An 18,248-nucleotide genomic window follows, 5' to 3' on the forward strand; every position below is an offset into this window, starting at 1 on the left:
CCACCATCATAAGCTTGCTGGCAGTATTCGACTAAAAATAATCGCGATTTCAGCAAAGATTTCTTGAGTACTCAGCCTCAAGAAAGGTGGGGTGTCTTATGAAAAGAATGGTTTGTCTAACACGATGCCTCACCCGGGAATAAACCCGCATGCCGTAGGGTTGAACCTAACAGATGTTTCACGCATCCTCACATTCAACAACCTGTGAGTACAAGGCTCTACCATCGGGAAAGAGCAAAAGGAAAGCCAATGACAGCACCCACCGTTGCCAAGCACGAGACACCGGTAGATCTTGCCACGGAAACAGCCGAACAACGCAAAATTCGTTTTGAAAAGGACGCGATGCAGTACGTTGATCAGCTCTACGCAGCTGCTCTGCGCATGGCACGCAACCCCACCGATGCTGAAGACCTCGTGCAAGAGGCATACGCGAAAGCGTATTCCTCATTCCACCTGTACACGCCGGGTACTAACCTCAAAGCGTGGTTGTACAGAATTCTCACGAACACGTACATCAACCTCTACCGTAAGCGCCAGCGCGAGCCCCAGCAGTCTCACACCGACTCTGTCGAAGACTGGCAGCTAGCCCAAGCAAGTCAGCACGACTCATCGGGGCTGAAATCCGCTGAAATGATGGCGTTGGATAATCTACCCGACACCGACATCAAACGTGCCCTTCAAGAAATCCCCGAAGATTTTCGTATGGCCGTTTACTACTCAGATGTTGAAGGGTTCTCCTACAAAGAAATTTCAGACATCATGGGCAGCCCCATCGGCACCGTTATGTCTCGACTACACCGAGGACGCAAGCTACTGCGCGACTCCCTTGCTGACTACGCCCGCGAACGCGGCATCACCACCAACAACTCGCAGAAAGGATAACCTGCAATGACCGATTCATCAGATAAATCGCAGAACTGCTGCGAGCAAGAAATCAACAAAATCTATGAGTACCTTGATGGTGCCGTCAGCAAAGAAGACGTTGAAACCTTCAAAAAACATCTGGGAGAGTGCACCGACTGCACACAGGAACACGACCTTGAAGTCATGATTCGCGAAGCTATTAAACGCTCCTGTTGTGAAAAAGCACCCCAAGAACTTAAAGACAAAATTCGTATCAGCATCGACGAAATCAAAAATAAAGCATAGGCGAAGCTCATTTGCCTGTTAAAAACCAGGCGCCGGTTAGACTCTAAAGAATCTAACCGGCGCCTGAAAAGTATTCAAGGTACCTTATGCGTTGGGGCGCTTACCGTGGTTTGCGCCGCCCTTACGACGGTCCTTGCGCTTACGACCGCGCTTGCTCATGAGAGCCTCCTTCTACAAATTACGGTTCTACCGCAACCCAAAAGACGGGTTACAACCGAATGTACTGCTGCGGCAGAAATGAGCCACAGCACTGCCGTCCATTTTCGCACAAATAACAGGTGAATGCACCTTTAACCGTGCACAAAAAACAGCGGGACGGCTCACACCGAACCCTAGACAGGCTCAGGCAGATTCAACCAGGAGTACCAGCCGCGGTGCAAAACAAGCCACGCCATCAGACCGTAGCCTGACTGGCCGGGACGTCCGTCATTAGCTGCCAAGTCATTGCGCCACTGCTCGTGATGCAACAGCGGGTTGAATGTATCAACATAGACATGGTTTCGGCGAGTCACAACATCAGCGTAAGCCGCTGACAAATCAGCGATACGGCGGTTGCGTTCAGCGTCCAGTGTCGGGGGAGGACCAACGACCAAGACCTTCACATTGTTCTGCGAGGCCATATCGACCATGTTCGCAAGGTTCAAACGTGAACGAGCGCTGGTGATATCCAAATCAACATCCAAAGTTGAAGGTGCAATCACTAGGCGGTTATCAGCACCCTGCGAAAAACGACGAGCCGCCTCTTCAAACCAGCGGCTATTCAACAGTTCGCTACCTTCGCCCGGTGCCGCCAAATTGTAAGCTGCAACCGATGCGATATTCTGCGGGGTGCGTGCCATGACGCGGCCGAACCAACCCAGGGCGCGGGGATCTCCAACGCCTGAGAGCAGCTCATCACCCACTGCTACAATTCGAATGTTTCGCTGATCCACGAGAACCTTTTCTGTTGTTGACTGAAATGCGCACTTTCACGTGCCCACTTTTACTCTTACATACAGAATACAAGGCACGCGCGTTATCGTGCCAAACCTAGTACATATTTACTTAAGTTCGTGAACTCTATGAAGCTGTATTTGCTGTACAAAATGCCCCGTACCGTCAAAGACGACAGTACGGGGCATTTTGTGAGTAGCTTCTAAGCTAGAGTTTAGCGGTCAAACGCCTCAGCCAAGATGTTGTCCAATTCAGCCTGGTGGCGACGTCCGGTACCGGCAGCCGGTGAAGCTGAAGCGGGACGTGATACCAAGCTCATCTTGTAACCAACATGGGGCAGAAGGTTGAGAGCCATAAAGGGCCACTGACCCTGGTTAGCAGGCTCATCCTGTGCCCAGATCAACTCTGCGTTGGGGTACTGGGCAATCTGCTCCTTGATTTCTTCAAGAGGCAAGGGGTAGAGCTGCTCGACACGAACAATTGCAGTCTTGGTGTCCTTGCGCTTGATGCGCTCAGCCTCCAAGTCGTAGTAGAGACGACCGGAGACCAGGATCAAGCGGTCTACCTCTGAAGCATTCAGGTTGCCCTGATCCTCGATAACAGGCTTGAAGCTGCCGGTGGTGAAGTCCTCAACCGATGACGCTGCTGCCTTGAGACGCAGAAGCTGCTTGGGAGTGAACAGAACCATGGGCTTGTGAGGACGCGAGTGAGCGTGCTTGCGCAACAGGTGGAAGTGCGATGCCGGGGTGGAGGGCATAGCAACAGTCATGTTGTTCTCTGCACACAGCTGCAAGTAACGCTCGATGCGAGCTGATGAGTGGTCAGGGCCCTGACCCTCAAAGCCGTGAGGAAGCATCATAACCAGTGATGAACGCTGTGCCCACTTCTGCTCTGCTGAAGAGATGAACTCATCGATGATGGTCTGAGCGCCGTTAGCGAAGTCGCCGAACTGAGCTTCCCAAACAACCAGTGAGTCAGGGCGCTCGACGGAGTAACCGTACTCGAAGCCAAGCACGCCGTACTCAGACAGCAGTGAGTTGTAGATGCTGAACTTACCCTGATCTTCGCTCAGGTGAGCCAGCGGGGTCCATTCTTCGTCAGTCAAACGGTCGTGCAGGACAGAGTGGCGCTGTACGAAAGTGCCGCGCTGAACGTCCTGACCTGACATACGCACGTCGATACCCTCCAGCAACAAGGAACCGAAAGCAGCGAGCTCGCCGAAGCCCCAGTTAATACCGCCCTCGGTTGCCATTGCGGTGCGCTGTTCCAAAAGCTTCTTGAGTTTCTTGTGAACAGTGAAGCCCTCGGGAACAGCCGCAAATGAATCGCCGATGCGCTTGAGAGTATCGGCCGAAATTGCGGTTGAACCGGCTTCCTGAACTGAATCCTCTGACTGCTGAGCAGCCGGACGCTCGATGTTAGCAACAGCCGCAGCATCAGCGGTGACCAGGGGAGCAGACGATGACTGGGCCTCGTGGGTCTCAGTGAAGATCTGCTCCAGACGTGACTGGTAGTCCTTGAGTACGCGCTCTGCTTCTTCCTGGGTGATATCGCCGCGTCCTACCAAAGACTCGGTGTAAATCTTGCGGGTTGAAGGCAACTCTTCAATCATGTTGTACATCTTGGGCTGGGTCATCGAAGGATCATCAGCCTCGTTGTGACCGCGGCGACGGTAGCACAGCAGGTCGATCACGATGTCCTTGTTGAATCGCTGGCGGTACTCGAATGCCAGGTGACCTGCACGAACAACTGCCTCGGGATCATCTGCGTTGACGTGGAAGATCGGTGCCTGAATAGCACGAGCCGAGTCAGTGGAGTAGGTCGATGAACGGCCATCTGACGGGGTGGTGGTGAAGCCCACCTGGTTGTTGACGATCACGTGAACGGTGCCGCCAACCTTGTAGCCCTCAAGCTGTGACATTTGCAAGGTTTCAAAGACAATGCCCTGACCAGCGAACGCTGCGTCGCCGTGAACGAGAATCGGCAGAATCGGGTAGTCCTTAGCGCCGGTACCTGCAAGGTTATCCTGCTTAGCGCGGGCAATACCTTCGAGCACGGGGTCAGCGGCTTCAAGATGCGAGGGGTTAGCAGCCAGGTAAACCTGGGTCTGGTTACCGTTATCTGAGGTGAACGTGCCCTCGGTACCCAAGTGGTACTTAACATCGCCCGAACCACCGGTGATGCGCGGATCCATCTCGCCTTCGAACTCGCGGAAGATCTGTGCGTATGACTTGCCCGCAATGTTGGTCAGAACATTCAGACGACCGCGGTGAGCCATACCGATAGCAACACCAGACATACCATCATCAGCAGCTTCAGAAATGATGTAGTCGAGCAAGGGAATCAAGGATTCGCCGCCCTCGAGCGAGAAGCGCTTCTGACCGAGGTACTTGGTCTGCAAGAAAGTCTCGAAAGCTTCTGCAGCGTTGAGCTTACCCAGTACACGGAACTGCTCCTCGCGGCTGGGCTTGGAGTAACCGTGCTCCAGCTGATCTTGGAACCACTTACGCTCGACGGGGTTTTCAATGTGCATGTACTCGACGCTGACGGTCTGGCAGTAGGCCTCGCGGAGCAATTCAAGAATCGCGCGCAACTGCAAGGTGTCCTTCTCACCGAAGCCGCCGGTAGGCCAGTAACGATCCAAATCCCACAGAGTCAAACCGTAGTTCTCAATGCGCAGATCCGGGTGTGTGAGCATCTCATAGCCCAGCGGATTGGTCTGTGCAATCAAATGACCGCGAACACGGTAAGCGTGAATGAGCTGCTGGATGCGAGCAACCTTTGAAACCTCAGTTGCGGGGTCAACCTGGTTGTCCTTAGCCCAGCGAACGGGCTCAAAGGGAACGCGAAGGGCTTCAAAAATCTCATCGTAGAAGCCCTCGTTACCCAGCAAGTAGCCTTCAATAATCTTCAAGAACTCACCGGATCCTGCACCCTGAATGACACGGTGGTCATAGGTTGAGGTAAGGGTGAGAATCTTTGAAACGCCAGCGCGAGCAATAGTCTTATCGGATGCGCCGCGGTACTCTGCCGGGTAGTCCAAAGCACCTGCACCAATGATGGCGGCCTGGCCCTTTGAGAGGCGGGGGACCGAGTGGACGGTACCAATACCACCGGGGTTGGTTAGTGAGACAGTGGTGCCACGGAAGTCCTCAACAGTGAGCTTGCCATCGCGTCCGCGCTTTACGATGTCATCGTATGCCTCCCAGAACTCTGCGAAGGAGAGCTCTTCAGCGCCCTTAATGTTGGGAACAACCAGGTTGCGGGTTCCATCGGGACGGGGAAGGTCAATAGCCAAACCGAAGTTGACGTGAGCGGGCTGAATAGCGGCGGGACGACCCTTCTCATCTTCACCAAAGGTAACGTTCATAGACGGGAAATTCGCAAGGGCGCGAATAATGGCGTAACCGATGATGTGAGTGAACGAAATCTTGCCACCGCGAGTACGAGCCAAATAATTATTAATCGCGGTGCGGTTATCGATGAGAACCTTGGCGGGAATTGCGCGAACAGTGGTCGCGGTAGGAACAGTCAGTGACTCTTCCATAGTGGTTACAACTGCCTTTGCGGGACCGCGCAAGGTAGAAATTGTTTCTTTCTTTTCTTCTGCAGGTTCCTGAGAAGGTGCCACGGTCGCCTCTTTTTTCTTCAGTTTCTCTTCGGTTTTAGACACAGTACCGCTTGCCTTTTTGACCTGTTCACCCTCATCGGTAGGCGCAACTGGGCGGGGTTCTGCCTGAGCCGGTGCGGTTTCTTTGACCTTGTTGGGATCAGGGTGATGATCTTCTTTTTTCTCTGCCGGTGCAGGTTTCTCTGAAGACTGTGCGGATACTGAGCTACCGGACTTCTTCAGTTCTGCTTCGAACAATGGCCACCAGGACTGCTCAACTGATGATTTATCGTTCTGGTACTTTTCAAATAGTTCATCAATGAACCACTCGTTACCAGCAAATTCTTCTGGCCAGCGACTTTCTGACTGGTTTGGCACGTTTAGCCTCTTCCATTCGATGTGGGGTTTGAACGCCGTCGAGTTGCTTGGTTTCGAACCATGCCTCGGAAGGTATCTGGGTATCCAAGCGAACGGGTCAGCTTCGTCTCTTGAGACCAGTCTAATAACCCAAGAGCTATATGACGAAAGGCACCGAGGCATAAAGAAACATTATTTCGCGCAGAAAAATAAGTTTCAGGCAGGGGAGTTCAGGTCAAAGAGCAACAAACCACACGATACCCATGCTTATTTGTGGGTTTGACCCTGTAAAACAATTGGTTTTGAGTGGGTTTACCTATTTTTGTGTCTGGAAAAAAATTCTAAAATATTAACTGCCGTGACACGCAAAGGCCTTTCACGTACTGAACTGGCTCAGAATAAACCCCACCTTTACGCCCCTGGCAAACACACGCATCCGTAACGAACCTCGCAGAACAAATACTAGGAATAGCACTCACTCTTTGATTAAAATTGGGGCATTATGGACGACTCTTTTAGTTGCCGCCCACACCAGCATCATGCGCTCAGCGCAGATGCCAGAGTCACTGGATATCCGGCTCCCGTTTTTACATCACATTCGTGCCCTCGCAACAGGGGGATTCGCTAAATGGAATGGCTTCTTCTTCTCGTTGGTATTTTGCTGATTTTTGGCACTGGATTCTTCGTTGCAATGGAATTCGCACTGGTTGCTTTGGACCAGTCAGCTGTCCAGCAAAAAATTGACAATGGCGATACCAAGGGAGTTGCGGTTTTAAAATGTCTCAAGACATTGTCAACCCAGCTGTCCTCGTGCCAGTTGGGTATTACCATCACAACCCTGCTCACCGGTTACACCTTGGACGTTGCACTCCAGGCTCTAGTGGTTGACTCAGTATCTAGCTGGGGTCTTCCTGAATCGGCTGCCCGCATCCTTATCTTGATTTTCTCAATGGGTGTAGCCACCGTCTTATCTATGGTGCTTGGTGAGCTGATTCCCAAAAATATGGCGATTGCTGTCTCTTACCCCACTGCACGTGCCCTGGCACCTTATCACCTGATGTTCACCAAAATTATGAACCCGCTGGTGCGCACCATGAACGGGGGAGCCAACAAAATTTTGCATCTCTTTGGGTTGGAGGCGAAAGAAGAGCTTTCTGGTGCTCGCACTCCCGAAGAGCTTTCATCGATGGTTCGTCGATCAGCCGTTGAAGGCACCTTGGATTCAGATACCGCACGGTTTGTGGATAAGACACTATCCTTTGCAGAGCTGACAGCTGTAGACGTGATGACCCCGCGCCGCCAGGCAATCATGCTTGAAGACACCGCTTCGGTTGCGGACGTCGTTGAGATGGCGCGTACCACCGGTCACTCGCGTTTTCCTCTCTATCGCGAAGACCAGGACAACGTTGTTGGCGTCGTCCATCTGAAAAAAGCTATCGGTGTTCCTGAAGATGTGCGCCCTAATCTAGAAGCTGGTGCGCTGATGGAAGACGTATTGCGTGTTCCCGAAACGGTGCACCTTGACTCCTTGCTGTTGCAGCTGCGCGAGGGTGCCTTGCAGCTGGCTATCGTTCTCGATGAGTACGGTGGCACTGCGGGTATGACCACTCTTGAAGACCTCGTCGAAGAAATCGTTGGCGAAGTTTCTGACGAGCACGACTCAGGTAACGTAGAAGAACGCCCCCTGCACATGGGTAACGAAGACTGGATGTTCTCCGGTCTTCTGCGCCCCGATGAAATCTCTGATTACATCGATGAGCTGGATATTGAAGAGAACCCTGCCTTTGAGACCATGGGTGGTTTCATGATGTACGCGTTAGGACGCGTGCCTGAGGTAGGCGACACCGTACCTGTAGAAGGCGGAACACTGCGCATCGAAACTATGGAGCAGCGTCGTGTCGACCGAATCCGCTTTATTCCCACCCCTGAAGCTAGTTCAACACGAGAAGGGAGCGTGCGCGCATGAATGACTGGTTAGCACTTGGTCTTTTGGTTGTTTTGTTGGCGGGTAATGCTTTCTTCGTGGGAGCTGAGTTCGCGATTATGTCGACCAGACGCTCACAGATCGAGCCTCTGGCGGAAGCCGGTAACAAGCGGGCGAAGACGGCACTGTTTGCGATTGAACACGTATCTTTGATGCTGGCTACCTGCCAGATGGGTATTACTGTTTGCTCGCTGCTGATTTTGAATGTTTCAGAGCCGGCTTTGAAACACCTCATGGCTGGCCCGCTAGAAGCCATCGGTATTCCTTACGAAATCGTGGCGACTCTCAGCTTTGTGATTGCCCTGATTATCGTGACCTATCTGCACGTTATTTTCGGTGAGATGGTGCCCAAGAACGCGTCTGTTTCGCTGACCGATAAGGGTATCGCTCTCTGGTTTGCACCGCCGCTGGTATTCTTCTCGCGTCTGCTCAAGCCCATCCTCGTGTTCTTGAACTGGTTGGCGAACCATGCTTTGCAGGCTTTGAAAATTGAGCCTAAGGATGAAGTTTCATCGACCTTTACCCTGGATGAGCTTCAGAATATCGTGAAGCATTCCACTGAAGAAGGCACCGTTGAAGATGAAACAGGTGTGCTTTCTGGTGCTTTGGAGTTTAGCTCTAAAAAGGTGGAAGAGATCATGGTGGAGTGCGAAAAGGTGGTCACCCTTGACTTCCCGTGCACCCCCAACGATATTGAGCATGCTTGTGCACAGACCGGCTATTCCCGTTTTGTGATGCAGGATGCGGCGGACGGTACCTATATGGGCTACGTTCACGTCAAGGACATGCTTGCATACGTTGGTTCTCGTGGCGATGAAAATATCCCGTGGGGACGCCTGCGTCCGATGGCGATTCTTCGCCCGGATGTGGAGATTGACGACGCGCTTGCAGCTATGCAGCGTAACCGGGCGCATCTTTCGCATGTGGTCTCTGCAGACGGCGTCAGCTTGGGTGTTCTCTTCCTGGAGGACATTCTGGAACAGCTGGTGGGCGAAATCAAAGACACCACGCAGGAGCACGTTCGTAGGCGTGAAGCCGCGAACAGGGTGTAAGGCTCACTGAGAAAAGTCTAGGGAAGGGTCGATGCTGGAATACCGGCGTCGACTCTTCCGTTGTATTCAGTGTGTTCTGAAGTACGCAGGCTTATATTGCAAAAAGGTTGCGGGAGCAAGTAAGCTCTATTTGAAAATGATTCGCGTTTAGAAAGTTCTAAAAATGTCCAAGTTGCTCAATAATGTAGCCCTGTTTTCCGTAGCAGCCCTTGCACTTGCTGGTTGTTCAGCGGGGGATAGCAACGCATCCGGATCATCGGATGACAGCCTGAAGATTGTAGCTACTACGGACGTCTACGGCGATATCGCCAAGCAGGTGGTCGGAGATAAGGCTGAAGTTACCTCCATTATCAACTCCACCAGTCAGGACCCCCATTCATACGAATCAACCCCCAACGACCGTCTGACCATTAAGGACGCTGACGTTGTAGTGTACAACGGAGCGGGATACGACGTTTTCGCTGAAGAGATGGTGGGGCAGGATAACCCCGACCAGAAGGGCGTCAACGCCGTTAAGCTCTCCGGCATGATCTCTGATGATGAGTACAAGGAGCTGTACGAAGAGCACAACCAAGCTCATCAGGAAGGCGAGCATACCGCGCACGACCACGAATTCAACGAGCACATGTGGTATAACCTTGAAACCATGAAAAAAGTAGCTGATCAGGTAGCTACCGATATGGGTGAGCTCGACACCGAGAACGCTCAAGCTTACAAAAAGTCTGCAGAAGAGTTTGACCAGAAGCTTGATACCATCAAAGCATCTGCCAAAGATTCTGGTGCTCAAGACAAAAAGTTTGTGACCACCGAGCCTGTACCCAACTACCTGCTGGAAACCGCGGGTATGCAGAACGTAACCCCCGAAAACTTTGTGGCAGCTATTGACTCGGACTCTGACGTAGCACCGCTGACCATGCAAGAAATCAAAGATCTGATCACTGCTGGAAACCTCGATTTGGTTGCCTACAACGAGCAGACCGAAACCAGTCAGACCAAAGAAATTCGTGATACCGCTGAGAATTCATCTGTGGCCACCGAATCATTCACAGAAACCCTGCCCGAAGGCAAAGACTACGTTCAGTGGATGACCGACAATGTAGAAAACGTGAAGAAGGCAGTAGCCTAGAACCTATGACACATGTGCAGCACGCGCCCGCGTCCATCGAAATAGCTAACGGTGCGCTATCCTTCGGTCAGCGCGACCTCTGGCAAGACCTCAACCTTCGAGTCGAACAGGGCGAGTACTTTGCAGTGCTCGGACCTAACGGCTCAGGAAAGTCAACATTTTTGAAAGTTGTTCTGGGTCTCACCCACATGAACAGTGGTCAGATTTCGGTGCTTGGTGCGCCTGCACGTGCCGGTAACCCCGGCGTGGGGTATGTGCCTCAGCAAAAAAGCATTAGTCAAAATACACCCATGCGAGCTCGAGACCTCGTGGGATTAGGCATCGACGGGCACAAGTGGGGGATTCGCCTCAACACGAGATCGTACCGGTCAAAGGTTGATGAACTCTTAGAAGCTGTCGGCGCAACTGAATACGCTAATGTACCCGTTGGTCTCTTATCGGGTGGTGAGCAGCAGCGTCTACGTATTGCTCAGGCCCTGGCAAACGATCCGCAAATTCTACTTGCCGATGAAGCCCTGCTCTCGCTGGATCTACACCACCAATACGCTGTCTCTGATCTGATTCACCAGTACAACAAGCGACATAACGCAACCGTTGTCTTCGTGACCCATGAAATTAATCCAATCATCGATCACGTAAATCGTGTGCTCTACCTAGCAAATGGACGTTTTACCGTGGGCACAGTTGAGCAAGTGATGACCTCTGAGGTGCTGAGCGATTTGTATCAAACCCATGTTGAAGTCATACGATCCAACGGACGCTACATCGTAGTTGGCGGCGATCAAAACGCTGAACACGAAATGCACCAGGGGCTAGAGCACGCGCTTCCTGCAGACCCAGCGAAAGGACATCACTAATTGAACTCTCTTGTACTTGGAGTAACTGCTAGTGATCTGCTCAGTCGCATCTTTGTATTTGACCGCTACGGCGAGCTCGTTGACCTGCTGAGCCATTCTATTTGGGCCGGTGCTGTCCTGGGCGTTATCGGTGGCTTTGTGGGAATGTTCATTATGATGCGCGACCACGCGTTCGCTGTGCACGGCATCGCTGAAATTTCTTTTGCCGGCGCGGCTTTGTTCTTGTTGCTAGGTTTCAACGTGGTGACAGGCTCTTTGGTGGGATCGATCGTTGCGGCTCTCTTGATTGGTCTTTTGGGTGTGCAACGCGCTGAGTCTAACTCAGTCATCGGCGTGCTCATGCCCTTCGGGTTAGGTTTGGGTATTCTCTTTCTGTCGCTCTATGAAGGACGCAGTGCCAACAAGTTCTCCCTGCTCACCGGCCAGATTGTCTCAATTAGTGGCTCGCAGCTGGGCACCATGATGATTGGTGCGGTGGTGATTATCGCGGCTTTGGTAGCTCTGTGGCGTCCCCTCACGTTCGCCTCTGTAGACCCTGACGTGGCTCGCGCTAAAGGTGTGCCGCTGGGCTTCCTGTCCCTAGCATTTATGGTCATTCTCGGCATTGCCGTCGCGCTGTCAGTACAGGTTGTCGGCTCGCTTTTGGTACTTGCCCTGCTCGTCACCCCGGCTGCATCCGCACTGCAGGTGACCGCGTCCCCACTCAAAGCACTCATCTTCTCAGTAATTTTTGCTGAACTTGCAATCGTCGGTGGCATTATGCTGGCGTTGGCAGGCACGCTGCCCATCAGCCCCTACGTCACCACTATCTCATTCATTATCTACATTATCTGCCGCATCATCGGTGGCTACAAACGCCGCAACAGCGCATCGGGACGTCATCTTGGTGCCGTCAAAGTGGCGTCCTAGAAACATAAAGAATGGGGGCGGTGACATCTCGAGTCGCCGCCCCCATTATTTGCTGTTTTAGACCTAACGGGCTGCTTCTGAACATTCCTTACACAGACCGGTAATCTCTACCACGTGTGAGAGATCAGTAAACCCGTACTTCGCCGCAATAGAATGAGCCCACTCCTCAATAGCAGGAGCCTCAAGCTCTACCGCCTTGCCACAATTGCGGCACAGCAGGTGGTGGTGATGATGCTCTGCCTCGCACCTGCGATAAATGGACTCACCATCTTCAGTACGAATAACATCCACCTCATTGTTAGCCGCCATGGACTGCAAAATACGGTAAGTAGTTGCTAGAGAGACTGACTCGTTACGAGATGCCATGAGCTGGTGAAGTTCCTGAGCGCTCATGAAATCATCGAGATCAGCGAGGGTCGCATTGACGATGCGACGCTGCTTAGTATTGCGGATTTCAGGCTTACCATCTGACTTAGTTTGAGGCATAGCATCGTCCTTAGCGGTAGAAAATCTTTTTCTCAGTAAACTTTACCGGAGCGAGAAATATTCCGCAGACTCTCTCACCTCTCGGCGAATTGTTGAAGAAATAAGCCAGCTTGTTGCCGCAAGTCAGATGAATTTACTGACACCGTGGACTAGGGTTGAGGTATGAAACTTACTAAATACACTCACTCATGTGTTCGTCTTGAAAATGAAGGCAAAACGTTGGTTCTTGACCCCGGTGGATTCTCTGAAGTTGAGAAGGCACTGGACGGCTCAGATTATATTTTCATCACCCACGTGCATCCTGATCACTTTGATTCTGAGCGTGTTATCGCATTTTTGAAGGAAAATCCCGAAGTTCCTCTTTACGCACCTCAGGCTGTTATCGATGAGGTTTCCAAGGAACTTCCCGAGGCTAAAGTCCAGCTGGCTGATGCTAAAGAAACCATTGAGCTAGAAGGTTTTACCCTGAAGACCTACGGTGGTCAGCACGCACTGATTCACCCGTTGGTACCCACTATCGATAACGTTGGTGTTTTGGTCAACGACAACGTGTTCCACCCCGGCGATTCATTCACCGTGCCTCACGGAATCCAGGCAAAGACCCTGCTCGCTCCCATCCACGCACCGTGGAACAAAATGAGCGAAGTCATCGACTTTGTGATTTCAGTTCGCGCGCCTCAGGTGTACCCGATTCACGACTCGCTCTTGGCTGACAACGGTCGAAACCTCATCGAAACTCAGGTCACCAACCTCACCGCGGACTACGGTGTCACCTACGCCCACCTTGACCCCGAAGAAAGTGTTGAGCTTTAAACTTGAGCGGAGGAAGACATGTCCACTGTATTCACCAAAATCATTGAAGGCGAAATTCCCGGACGCTTTGTGTGGAGGGACGAGAAAGCTGTTGTTTTCTTGACCATCGAGCCTTTGGCGCAGGGCCACGTACTCGTGGTGCCTCGCCAGGAAATCGAGCACTGGGTAGATATGCCCGCGGACCTTTCAGCCCACGTCTTTGATGTGGCGCACAAGGTGGGTAACGCTATCAACAACGTCTGGAATCCCACTAAGGTGGGCGTCGAAATTGTCGGCTTGGACGTCCCACACGTTCACGTTCATGTATTCCCGGCCAACGACTTCCAAACCTTCAACTTCGCTAACGCAGATTCAAACCCCGACTCAGCCGTTATGGATGAATCAGCGGAAAAGATTCGCGTAGCATTGCGGGATGCTGGCTTCGGAGAGTTCGTTCCTGAAAGCTAGAGCGTGAGCTGAATGTTTTGCGTCGCGGGATGCTGATGGTCAATTGGCTCGGGGCTGGCGTTTAAGGGAAGTTGACCATCAGCATTCTCGCAGACGCGTTGTAACCACCATTTCTAGAAAAATCCGGTGCCGTTGACATCAACGACACCGGATTTTTGTTACCCCTGCAGAGTAGAGAGTCTAGCCCTTCTTCAGCGCCTCTACAGCTTCGCGCAGTGCCTTAGAGATGCGCTTTTCGGACACGGTATAAGCGGTACCTAACTCTTGGGCGAAGAAGCTCACGCGCAACTCTTCAATCATCCACTCCACACGCTCAAGATCGCGAGAGGGCGATGTTCCCGTTGGCAACGATTTGATAGCCGCATCGTAGGCGTCCTCAAGATCTTGAACAATCAGCATCTGCTGGTTATCGCGGTTGACGTTGGCGCCCACCAGCTTTTCAATGCGGGACTGCATTGCTTTGAGATAGCGCGGCATATGCACCAGCTGGTCGTAGCCTGTTTGCGCCACGAAACCGGGGTAAACCAGGTTATCTAGTTGTCCCTTCATATCGCTCATGGCGTGTACAACAGCCAGCGATGAAGATTTCTTGATCATCTTGCGTACCTTGCCGGCCTCGCTGAGAATTTCGGCCACGAGCTTGGTGACGTCGAAGACGGTATCAATGAGATTGGCACGGACTGTGTTGAACAGCGCATCGAACTCACCCTTGGTAAAGGGCGCGGACGCGGGCGTCAGTTTATCGACGGCAGCCACTGTGCAGTCGGTGATAAGCTGGTCGACTGAGCCGTGCGGGTTCTGGGTGAAGACGATTTTCTCTTTGTTGTTGAGATGATCGCTCACGTAGCGCACGGGGGAGGGAACCTGCAACTGCAAGAGGCGAATAACACCGCTACGCTGAGCCCGGTCTTGCTCGTGTGTTGAGGTGAAGATGCGAATGCCCACCGATTTGCCTTCATCTACCAGAGCGGGATAGCCCGATACCGCCTGGGTTGCGATAGTGCGCTCAATCTTGCGGGGCAGATCCTTCTGAGGCCATTCGGTGAGGCCGCTACGCTCTACAACACCGTGCGACGCTGGTTGCGCGGATGAGGGAACAGGGGACTGCTTCTTGCCGGGCTGACCGGGTTTGCCGGTATTCTTACCCGGTTTTTGAGTAGCTGACTTACCGCCCATCATCGCTGCCAGAGCATCGGGGGATGCCCCTAACGATGCCGCCAGCGCAGAACGAATCTCGGTGTGTAGCTTGCCCTGAAGCTCTTTCAGGTCTTTGCCCTCACCGAGAATCTTGTTCTGCGGGTTGCGTACCTGGAAAGTGAAGCGCAGATGAGCAGGGACAGCGTCCCAGTTGAAGACCTGCGGGTCTACAACATGGCCGCGTAGGCGTCGCAGGGTTAAAGCCAGAGCTTCTTCAATCGAAGTTTCAAGTGGGGAGAACTCCTCGCTCATCGCGGCTACTGCTTGGCGTGCAACATCCGGTGCTGGAACAAAATTCTTGCGAATCTGCTTAGGCATGGACTTGATCAGCGCGGTCACAAGTTCTTCGCGAAGGCCAGGAATCAGCCATTTAAAGGGCTCAGGTTCGAGCTGGTTGAGAAAGAGAATCGGCACCTGTACCGCGATACCGTCTGTTTGTGCCTCATGAGAACGCACGCCGCCCACCGATACACTCGGCGCGTATTCGTACCGCAAATCAAGAACCAGCTCGCCATTGGGGCTGTGCTGGGTCCAGGTGCGGGGAAACTGCGACTCATCGTAGTTAGCAGCGTCCTCATCAATGAGATTTTCGAGATCAAAATCGAGAAGGTGCTCGTTGCGGGTTCGTTCGTCCTTCCACCATTTATCAAAATGGCGTTCAGAGACGATATCAGCGGGAATGCGCGCATCGTAGAAGTCGAAGAGCGTTTGGTCATCGACGCGTAAGTCACGACGACGCAAGCGTGCTTCAAGTTCTTCGACGGCTGCCAGAGCTTTCTGGTTGCGTTTGAAGAAGTGATGACGCGTGTTCCAGTCGCCTTCAACAAGGGCTGCCCGAATGAACATTTCGCGGGCAGTTACTGGGTCGATGCGCCAGTACTGCACACGGCGGTCGGCAATAATGGGCACTCCGTAGAGGGTGACTTTCTCGTGTGCCATGACGGCGCCGAGCTTGGACGACCAATGTGGCTCTGAGTACTGACGCTTCACCAGGTGAGAGCCGACTTCTTCAACCCACTCGGGTTTGATGTCGGCATTGACGCGCGCCCACAGGCGACTGGTTTCCACGAGCTCCGCTGAAACGACACAGTCAGGACGCTTCTTGAACAGTGCCGAGCCGGGGAAAATCGCAAAACGGGTACCGCGAGCGCCCAGGTATTCATTGGGGTTGCGTTCGTCTTTCAGACCAATATGGGAGAGCAGGCCAGAGAGCAGTGACTTATGGATTTCGTCCTGGTGGTCAGCGGGGGAGATATCGCGTCCACCGCTCACGTTCATGCCGGCGCCGCGTCCCATCTCACGCAGCTGCGCAAACAGATCCTGCCATTCACGAACGCGCAAAAAGTTGATGAACTCGCGGTGGCACATCTTGCGGAACTGACTCGAAGACAGCTCGTCCTGCTTTTCGTTGAGGAAGTTCCACAGTAGCAGGAAGCTCATAAAGTCTGAAGTTTCATCGGTGTAGCGTTTGTGGAGCTCATCGGCTTCGCCGCGTTTTTCGGCAGGATGCTCGCGCGGGTCTTGGACGGTCAGCGCCGCCGCAAGCACCATCATTTCTTTGGCGCATCCGCGTTTATTGGCTTCAACAATCATGCGGGCAAGACGCGGGTCAACCGGTAGCGACGCCATGGCACGTCCGACTGCGGACAGAGGTGAGTTTCCACGACGATTGTGACCGTGCGAATGCTTGCGCTCGCGTAGGGCACCCAGTTCACGCAAGAGGTTAACGCCGTCGTTAATAGCACGCTGCTCAGGCGGCTCAACAAACGGGAACTTCTCAATATCACCGGGCGCACGAACCACACCGATAGAGGTCATTTGCAAAATAACAGCAGCAAGATTGGTGCGCAGAATTTCGGGGTCGGTGAATTCGGGGCGTGATGCGAAATCATCTTCGGAATATAAGCGAATAGCAATACCGTCAGAGGTACGGCCAGCGCGTCCAGAACGCTGATTAGCGCTCGCCTGCGAAATGCGTTCAATCGGCAGGCGCTGCACCTTGGTGCGAGCTGAATAACGCGAGATGCGGGCAGTACCCGTATCAATCACATACTTGATGCCGGGCACCGTCAGCGATGTTTCAGCAACGTTGGTTGCCAACACGATGCGCGGCTTCCCCGAAGGTCGGAAGACGCGGTGCTGCTCTGCCATGGACAGACGGGCATAGAGCGGCAGAATTTCATAGTTTCCGAAACGACGCGACGACGTCACCAGCGAACGCAAAGCGTCCTCAGCATCGCGAATTTCGCGCTCACCCGAGAAGAAAATGAGGATGTCACCAGGCTCTTCTTCTGAGAGCTCGCGAACGGCGTCCAAAATGCCGTCGATAGGGTCGCGGTCATCATCGTCTAATCCGTCGCCCGCGTCGTCGGCGTCCTCGCCGCCGTCGCCTGTGCGTGGATCAGACAGCGGGCGGTAGCGAATTTCCACCGGGTAAGTGCGACCGGAGACCTCAATGATCGGCGGGGCATCATCGGGTAGAAGTTGCTCAGCAACTTCCTTCTCTTCGGGAGAGAGTGAATCATCAACGATGCCTTCACCGGGCACGAAAGAAGGCGCAAAATGTCGGGCAAAACGCTCGGGGTCAATGGTCGCCGAGGTGATAATGACTTTGAGATCGGGACGCTTGGGCAACAGACGCTTCAGATAACCCAGAATAAAGTCGATGTTAAGTGAACGTTCGTGAGCCTCATCGATGATGATGGTGGAGTACTTCTTGAGCTCGCGGTCGTTGGCGATTTCAGCCAGCAAAATACCGTCTGTCATCAGCTTGATCGCTGAGTTTTCTGAGACTTCAGAGGTAAAGCGCACTTGGTAACCCACAGTGTTACCAAGTTTCTCGCCCAACTCCTCGGCGATGCGCTCAGCGACGCTTCGGGCTGCCAGACGACGGGGCTGGGTATGACCAATCAAGCCGTTGTCCGCCAAGCCCAGCTGCAGGCACATCTTGGGAATCTGGGTGGTCTTACCCGAGCCGGTTTCACCCGCGATGATAACCACCTGGTTGTCTCGAATGGCGTCCATGATGTCATCACGGCGCGCTGAAACGGGTAGGGACTCAGGGTAGGTAATCTCATCGAGATTGAGCGTGACGACCGGCTTTTCAAAACGGGCTGGCTGCTTGTTGCCGCGCCGCTGACCACCAGGATTGCGGGGCATACGACGCTTGTCGCTGGAGGTGCGCTTGCCGCGCTCGCCGGGCGGCGCGTCCGTATTGGCGCGCTGTTCTTTGGCGCCGGGCTGCGGTTCAGAACGATGCGTGGGTGCGGCGTGCATTGCGGATGCGACTGAGGCTAAAGAAGGCTTAGAAGAATTAGACATACTGCAC

General features: G+C 53.2%; 14 protein-coding genes. 9 read left to right on the forward strand and 5 right to left on the reverse strand.

Annotated elements, in window-relative coordinates; genetic code table 11:
• The first annotated feature begins 249 nt into the window (after window positions 1–249).
• Window positions 250–882, forward strand: a complete 633-nt coding sequence (locus tag IDM49_RS04495) for a sigma-70 family RNA polymerase sigma factor (RefSeq protein WP_190725174.1) — start codon at window positions 250–252, stop codon at window positions 880–882.
• Between the two features lie 6 nt (window positions 883–888).
• Window positions 889–1,149, forward strand: coding sequence for a mycothiol system anti-sigma-R factor (gene rsrA / locus IDM49_RS04500; protein ID WP_190725175.1), 261 nt, complete (start codon window positions 889–891; stop codon window positions 1,147–1,149).
• Window positions 1,150–1,233: 84 nt separating this feature from the next.
• Here rsrA and IDM49_RS12540 read toward each other — a convergent pair whose 3' ends face one another.
• From IDM49_RS12540 to IDM49_RS04510, 3 genes are all read right to left on the reverse strand, one after another.
• Window positions 1,234–1,308 carry a 50S ribosomal protein bL37 gene (locus IDM49_RS12540; RefSeq protein ID WP_095343185.1) on the reverse strand — a complete coding sequence of 25 codons (75 nt, stop codon included), beginning with the start codon at window positions 1,306–1,308 and terminating at the stop codon, window positions 1,234–1,236.
• Between the two features lie 173 nt (window positions 1,309–1,481).
• The gene (locus IDM49_RS04505) at window positions 1,482–2,081 is read right to left on the reverse strand and encodes a GDSL-type esterase/lipase family protein (RefSeq protein ID WP_168613736.1); all 600 of its coding nucleotides are present in this window, start codon (window positions 2,079–2,081) and stop codon (window positions 1,482–1,484) included.
• Window positions 2,082–2,296: 215 nt separating this feature from the next.
• Complete coding sequence (locus IDM49_RS04510; protein ID WP_228008190.1) at window positions 2,297–6,070, reverse strand: multifunctional oxoglutarate decarboxylase/oxoglutarate dehydrogenase thiamine pyrophosphate-binding subunit/dihydrolipoyllysine-residue succinyltransferase subunit; 3,774 nt, start codon at window positions 6,068–6,070, stop codon at window positions 2,297–2,299.
• 607 nt (window positions 6,071–6,677) lie between these two features.
• On the opposite strand from IDM49_RS04510, the gene IDM49_RS04515 reads away from it, so the two are divergent.
• The 5 genes from IDM49_RS04515 (at window position 6,678) to IDM49_RS04535 (ending at window position 11,977) form a co-directional block, all read left to right on the forward strand.
• Window positions 6,678–8,015: a hemolysin family protein gene (locus IDM49_RS04515; RefSeq protein ID WP_190725177.1), complete on the forward strand. Its 1,338-nt coding sequence runs from the start codon at window positions 6,678–6,680 to the stop codon at window positions 8,013–8,015.
• Complete coding sequence (locus IDM49_RS04520; RefSeq protein ID WP_190725178.1) at window positions 8,012–9,085, forward strand: hemolysin family protein; 1,074 nt, start codon at window positions 8,012–8,014, stop codon at window positions 9,083–9,085. Before IDM49_RS04515 ends, IDM49_RS04520 begins: the two co-directional genes overlap by 4 nt.
• Before the next feature lie 163 nt (window positions 9,086–9,248).
• Complete coding sequence (locus tag IDM49_RS04525) at window positions 9,249–10,211, forward strand: metal ABC transporter substrate-binding protein (RefSeq protein ID WP_190725179.1); 963 nt, start codon at window positions 9,249–9,251, stop codon at window positions 10,209–10,211.
• A 5-nt stretch (window positions 10,212–10,216) separates the two neighbouring features.
• Window positions 10,217–11,068 (forward strand): metal ABC transporter ATP-binding protein, encoded by an 852-nt coding sequence (locus tag IDM49_RS04530; RefSeq protein ID WP_190725180.1) that lies wholly within the window; start codon window positions 10,217–10,219, stop codon window positions 11,066–11,068.
• The gene (locus IDM49_RS04535) at window positions 11,069–11,977 is read left to right on the forward strand and encodes a metal ABC transporter permease (protein WP_190725181.1); all 909 of its coding nucleotides are present in this window, start codon (window positions 11,069–11,071) and stop codon (window positions 11,975–11,977) included.
• Window positions 11,978–12,040: 63 nt separating this feature from the next.
• Here the strand turns inward: IDM49_RS04535 and IDM49_RS04540 are convergent, their stop codons facing one another.
• The gene (locus tag IDM49_RS04540; RefSeq protein ID WP_190725182.1) at window positions 12,041–12,463 is read right to left on the reverse strand and encodes a Fur family transcriptional regulator; all 423 of its coding nucleotides are present in this window, start codon (window positions 12,461–12,463) and stop codon (window positions 12,041–12,043) included.
• A 162-nt stretch (window positions 12,464–12,625) separates the two neighbouring features.
• Here IDM49_RS04540 and IDM49_RS04545 point away from each other — a divergent pair, with 162 nt between their 5' ends.
• On the forward strand, window positions 12,626–13,276 hold the full coding sequence (locus tag IDM49_RS04545) for an MBL fold metallo-hydrolase (protein WP_190725183.1): 651 nt from the start codon (window positions 12,626–12,628) through the stop codon (window positions 13,274–13,276).
• An 18-nt stretch (window positions 13,277–13,294) separates the two neighbouring features.
• Complete coding sequence (locus tag IDM49_RS04550; protein ID WP_168613727.1) at window positions 13,295–13,723, forward strand: HIT family protein; 429 nt, start codon at window positions 13,295–13,297, stop codon at window positions 13,721–13,723.
• A gap of 180 nt (window positions 13,724–13,903) precedes the next feature.
• On the opposite strand, the gene hrpA is transcribed toward IDM49_RS04550, so the two are convergent.
• Window positions 13,904–18,241 carry an ATP-dependent RNA helicase HrpA gene (gene hrpA, locus IDM49_RS04555; protein WP_228008191.1) on the reverse strand — a complete coding sequence of 1,446 codons (4,338 nt, stop codon included), beginning with the start codon at window positions 18,239–18,241 and terminating at the stop codon, window positions 13,904–13,906.
• Window positions 18,242–18,248: the final 7 nt, after the last annotated feature.

Origin of the sequence: Rothia terrae (genome assembly GCF_014705925.2) — a bacterium.
GTDB lineage: Bacteria > Actinomycetota > Actinomycetes > Actinomycetales > Micrococcaceae > Rothia > Rothia terrae.

What these genes read in the sequence shown, in the direction of transcription:
- IDM49_RS04525 (WP_190725179.1), top strand. Translation starts at nt 9,249, where the DNA reads ATGTCCAAGTTGCTCAATAATGTAGCCCTGTTTTCCGTAGCAGCCCTT.
- IDM49_RS04540 (WP_190725182.1), bottom strand. Translation starts at nt 12,463, where the DNA reads ATGCCTCAAACTAAGTCAGATGGTAAGCCTGAAATCCGCAATACTAAG.
- hrpA (WP_228008191.1), bottom strand. Translation starts at nt 18,241, where the DNA reads ATGTCTAATTCTTCTAAGCCTTCTTTAGCCTCAGTCGCATCCGCAATG.
- IDM49_RS04530 (WP_190725180.1), top strand. Translation starts at nt 10,217, where the DNA reads ATGACACATGTGCAGCACGCGCCCGCGTCCATCGAAATAGCTAACGGT.
- IDM49_RS04545 (WP_190725183.1), top strand. Translation starts at nt 12,626, where the DNA reads ATGAAACTTACTAAATACACTCACTCATGTGTTCGTCTTGAAAATGAA.
- rsrA (WP_190725175.1), top strand. Translation starts at nt 889, where the DNA reads ATGACCGATTCATCAGATAAATCGCAGAACTGCTGCGAGCAAGAAATC.
- IDM49_RS04515 (WP_190725177.1), top strand. Translation starts at nt 6,678, where the DNA reads ATGGAATGGCTTCTTCTTCTCGTTGGTATTTTGCTGATTTTTGGCACT.
- IDM49_RS04495 (WP_190725174.1), top strand. Translation starts at nt 250, where the DNA reads ATGACAGCACCCACCGTTGCCAAGCACGAGACACCGGTAGATCTTGCC.
- IDM49_RS04550 (WP_168613727.1), top strand. Translation starts at nt 13,295, where the DNA reads ATGTCCACTGTATTCACCAAAATCATTGAAGGCGAAATTCCCGGACGC.
- IDM49_RS04520 (WP_190725178.1), top strand. Translation starts at nt 8,012, where the DNA reads ATGAATGACTGGTTAGCACTTGGTCTTTTGGTTGTTTTGTTGGCGGGT.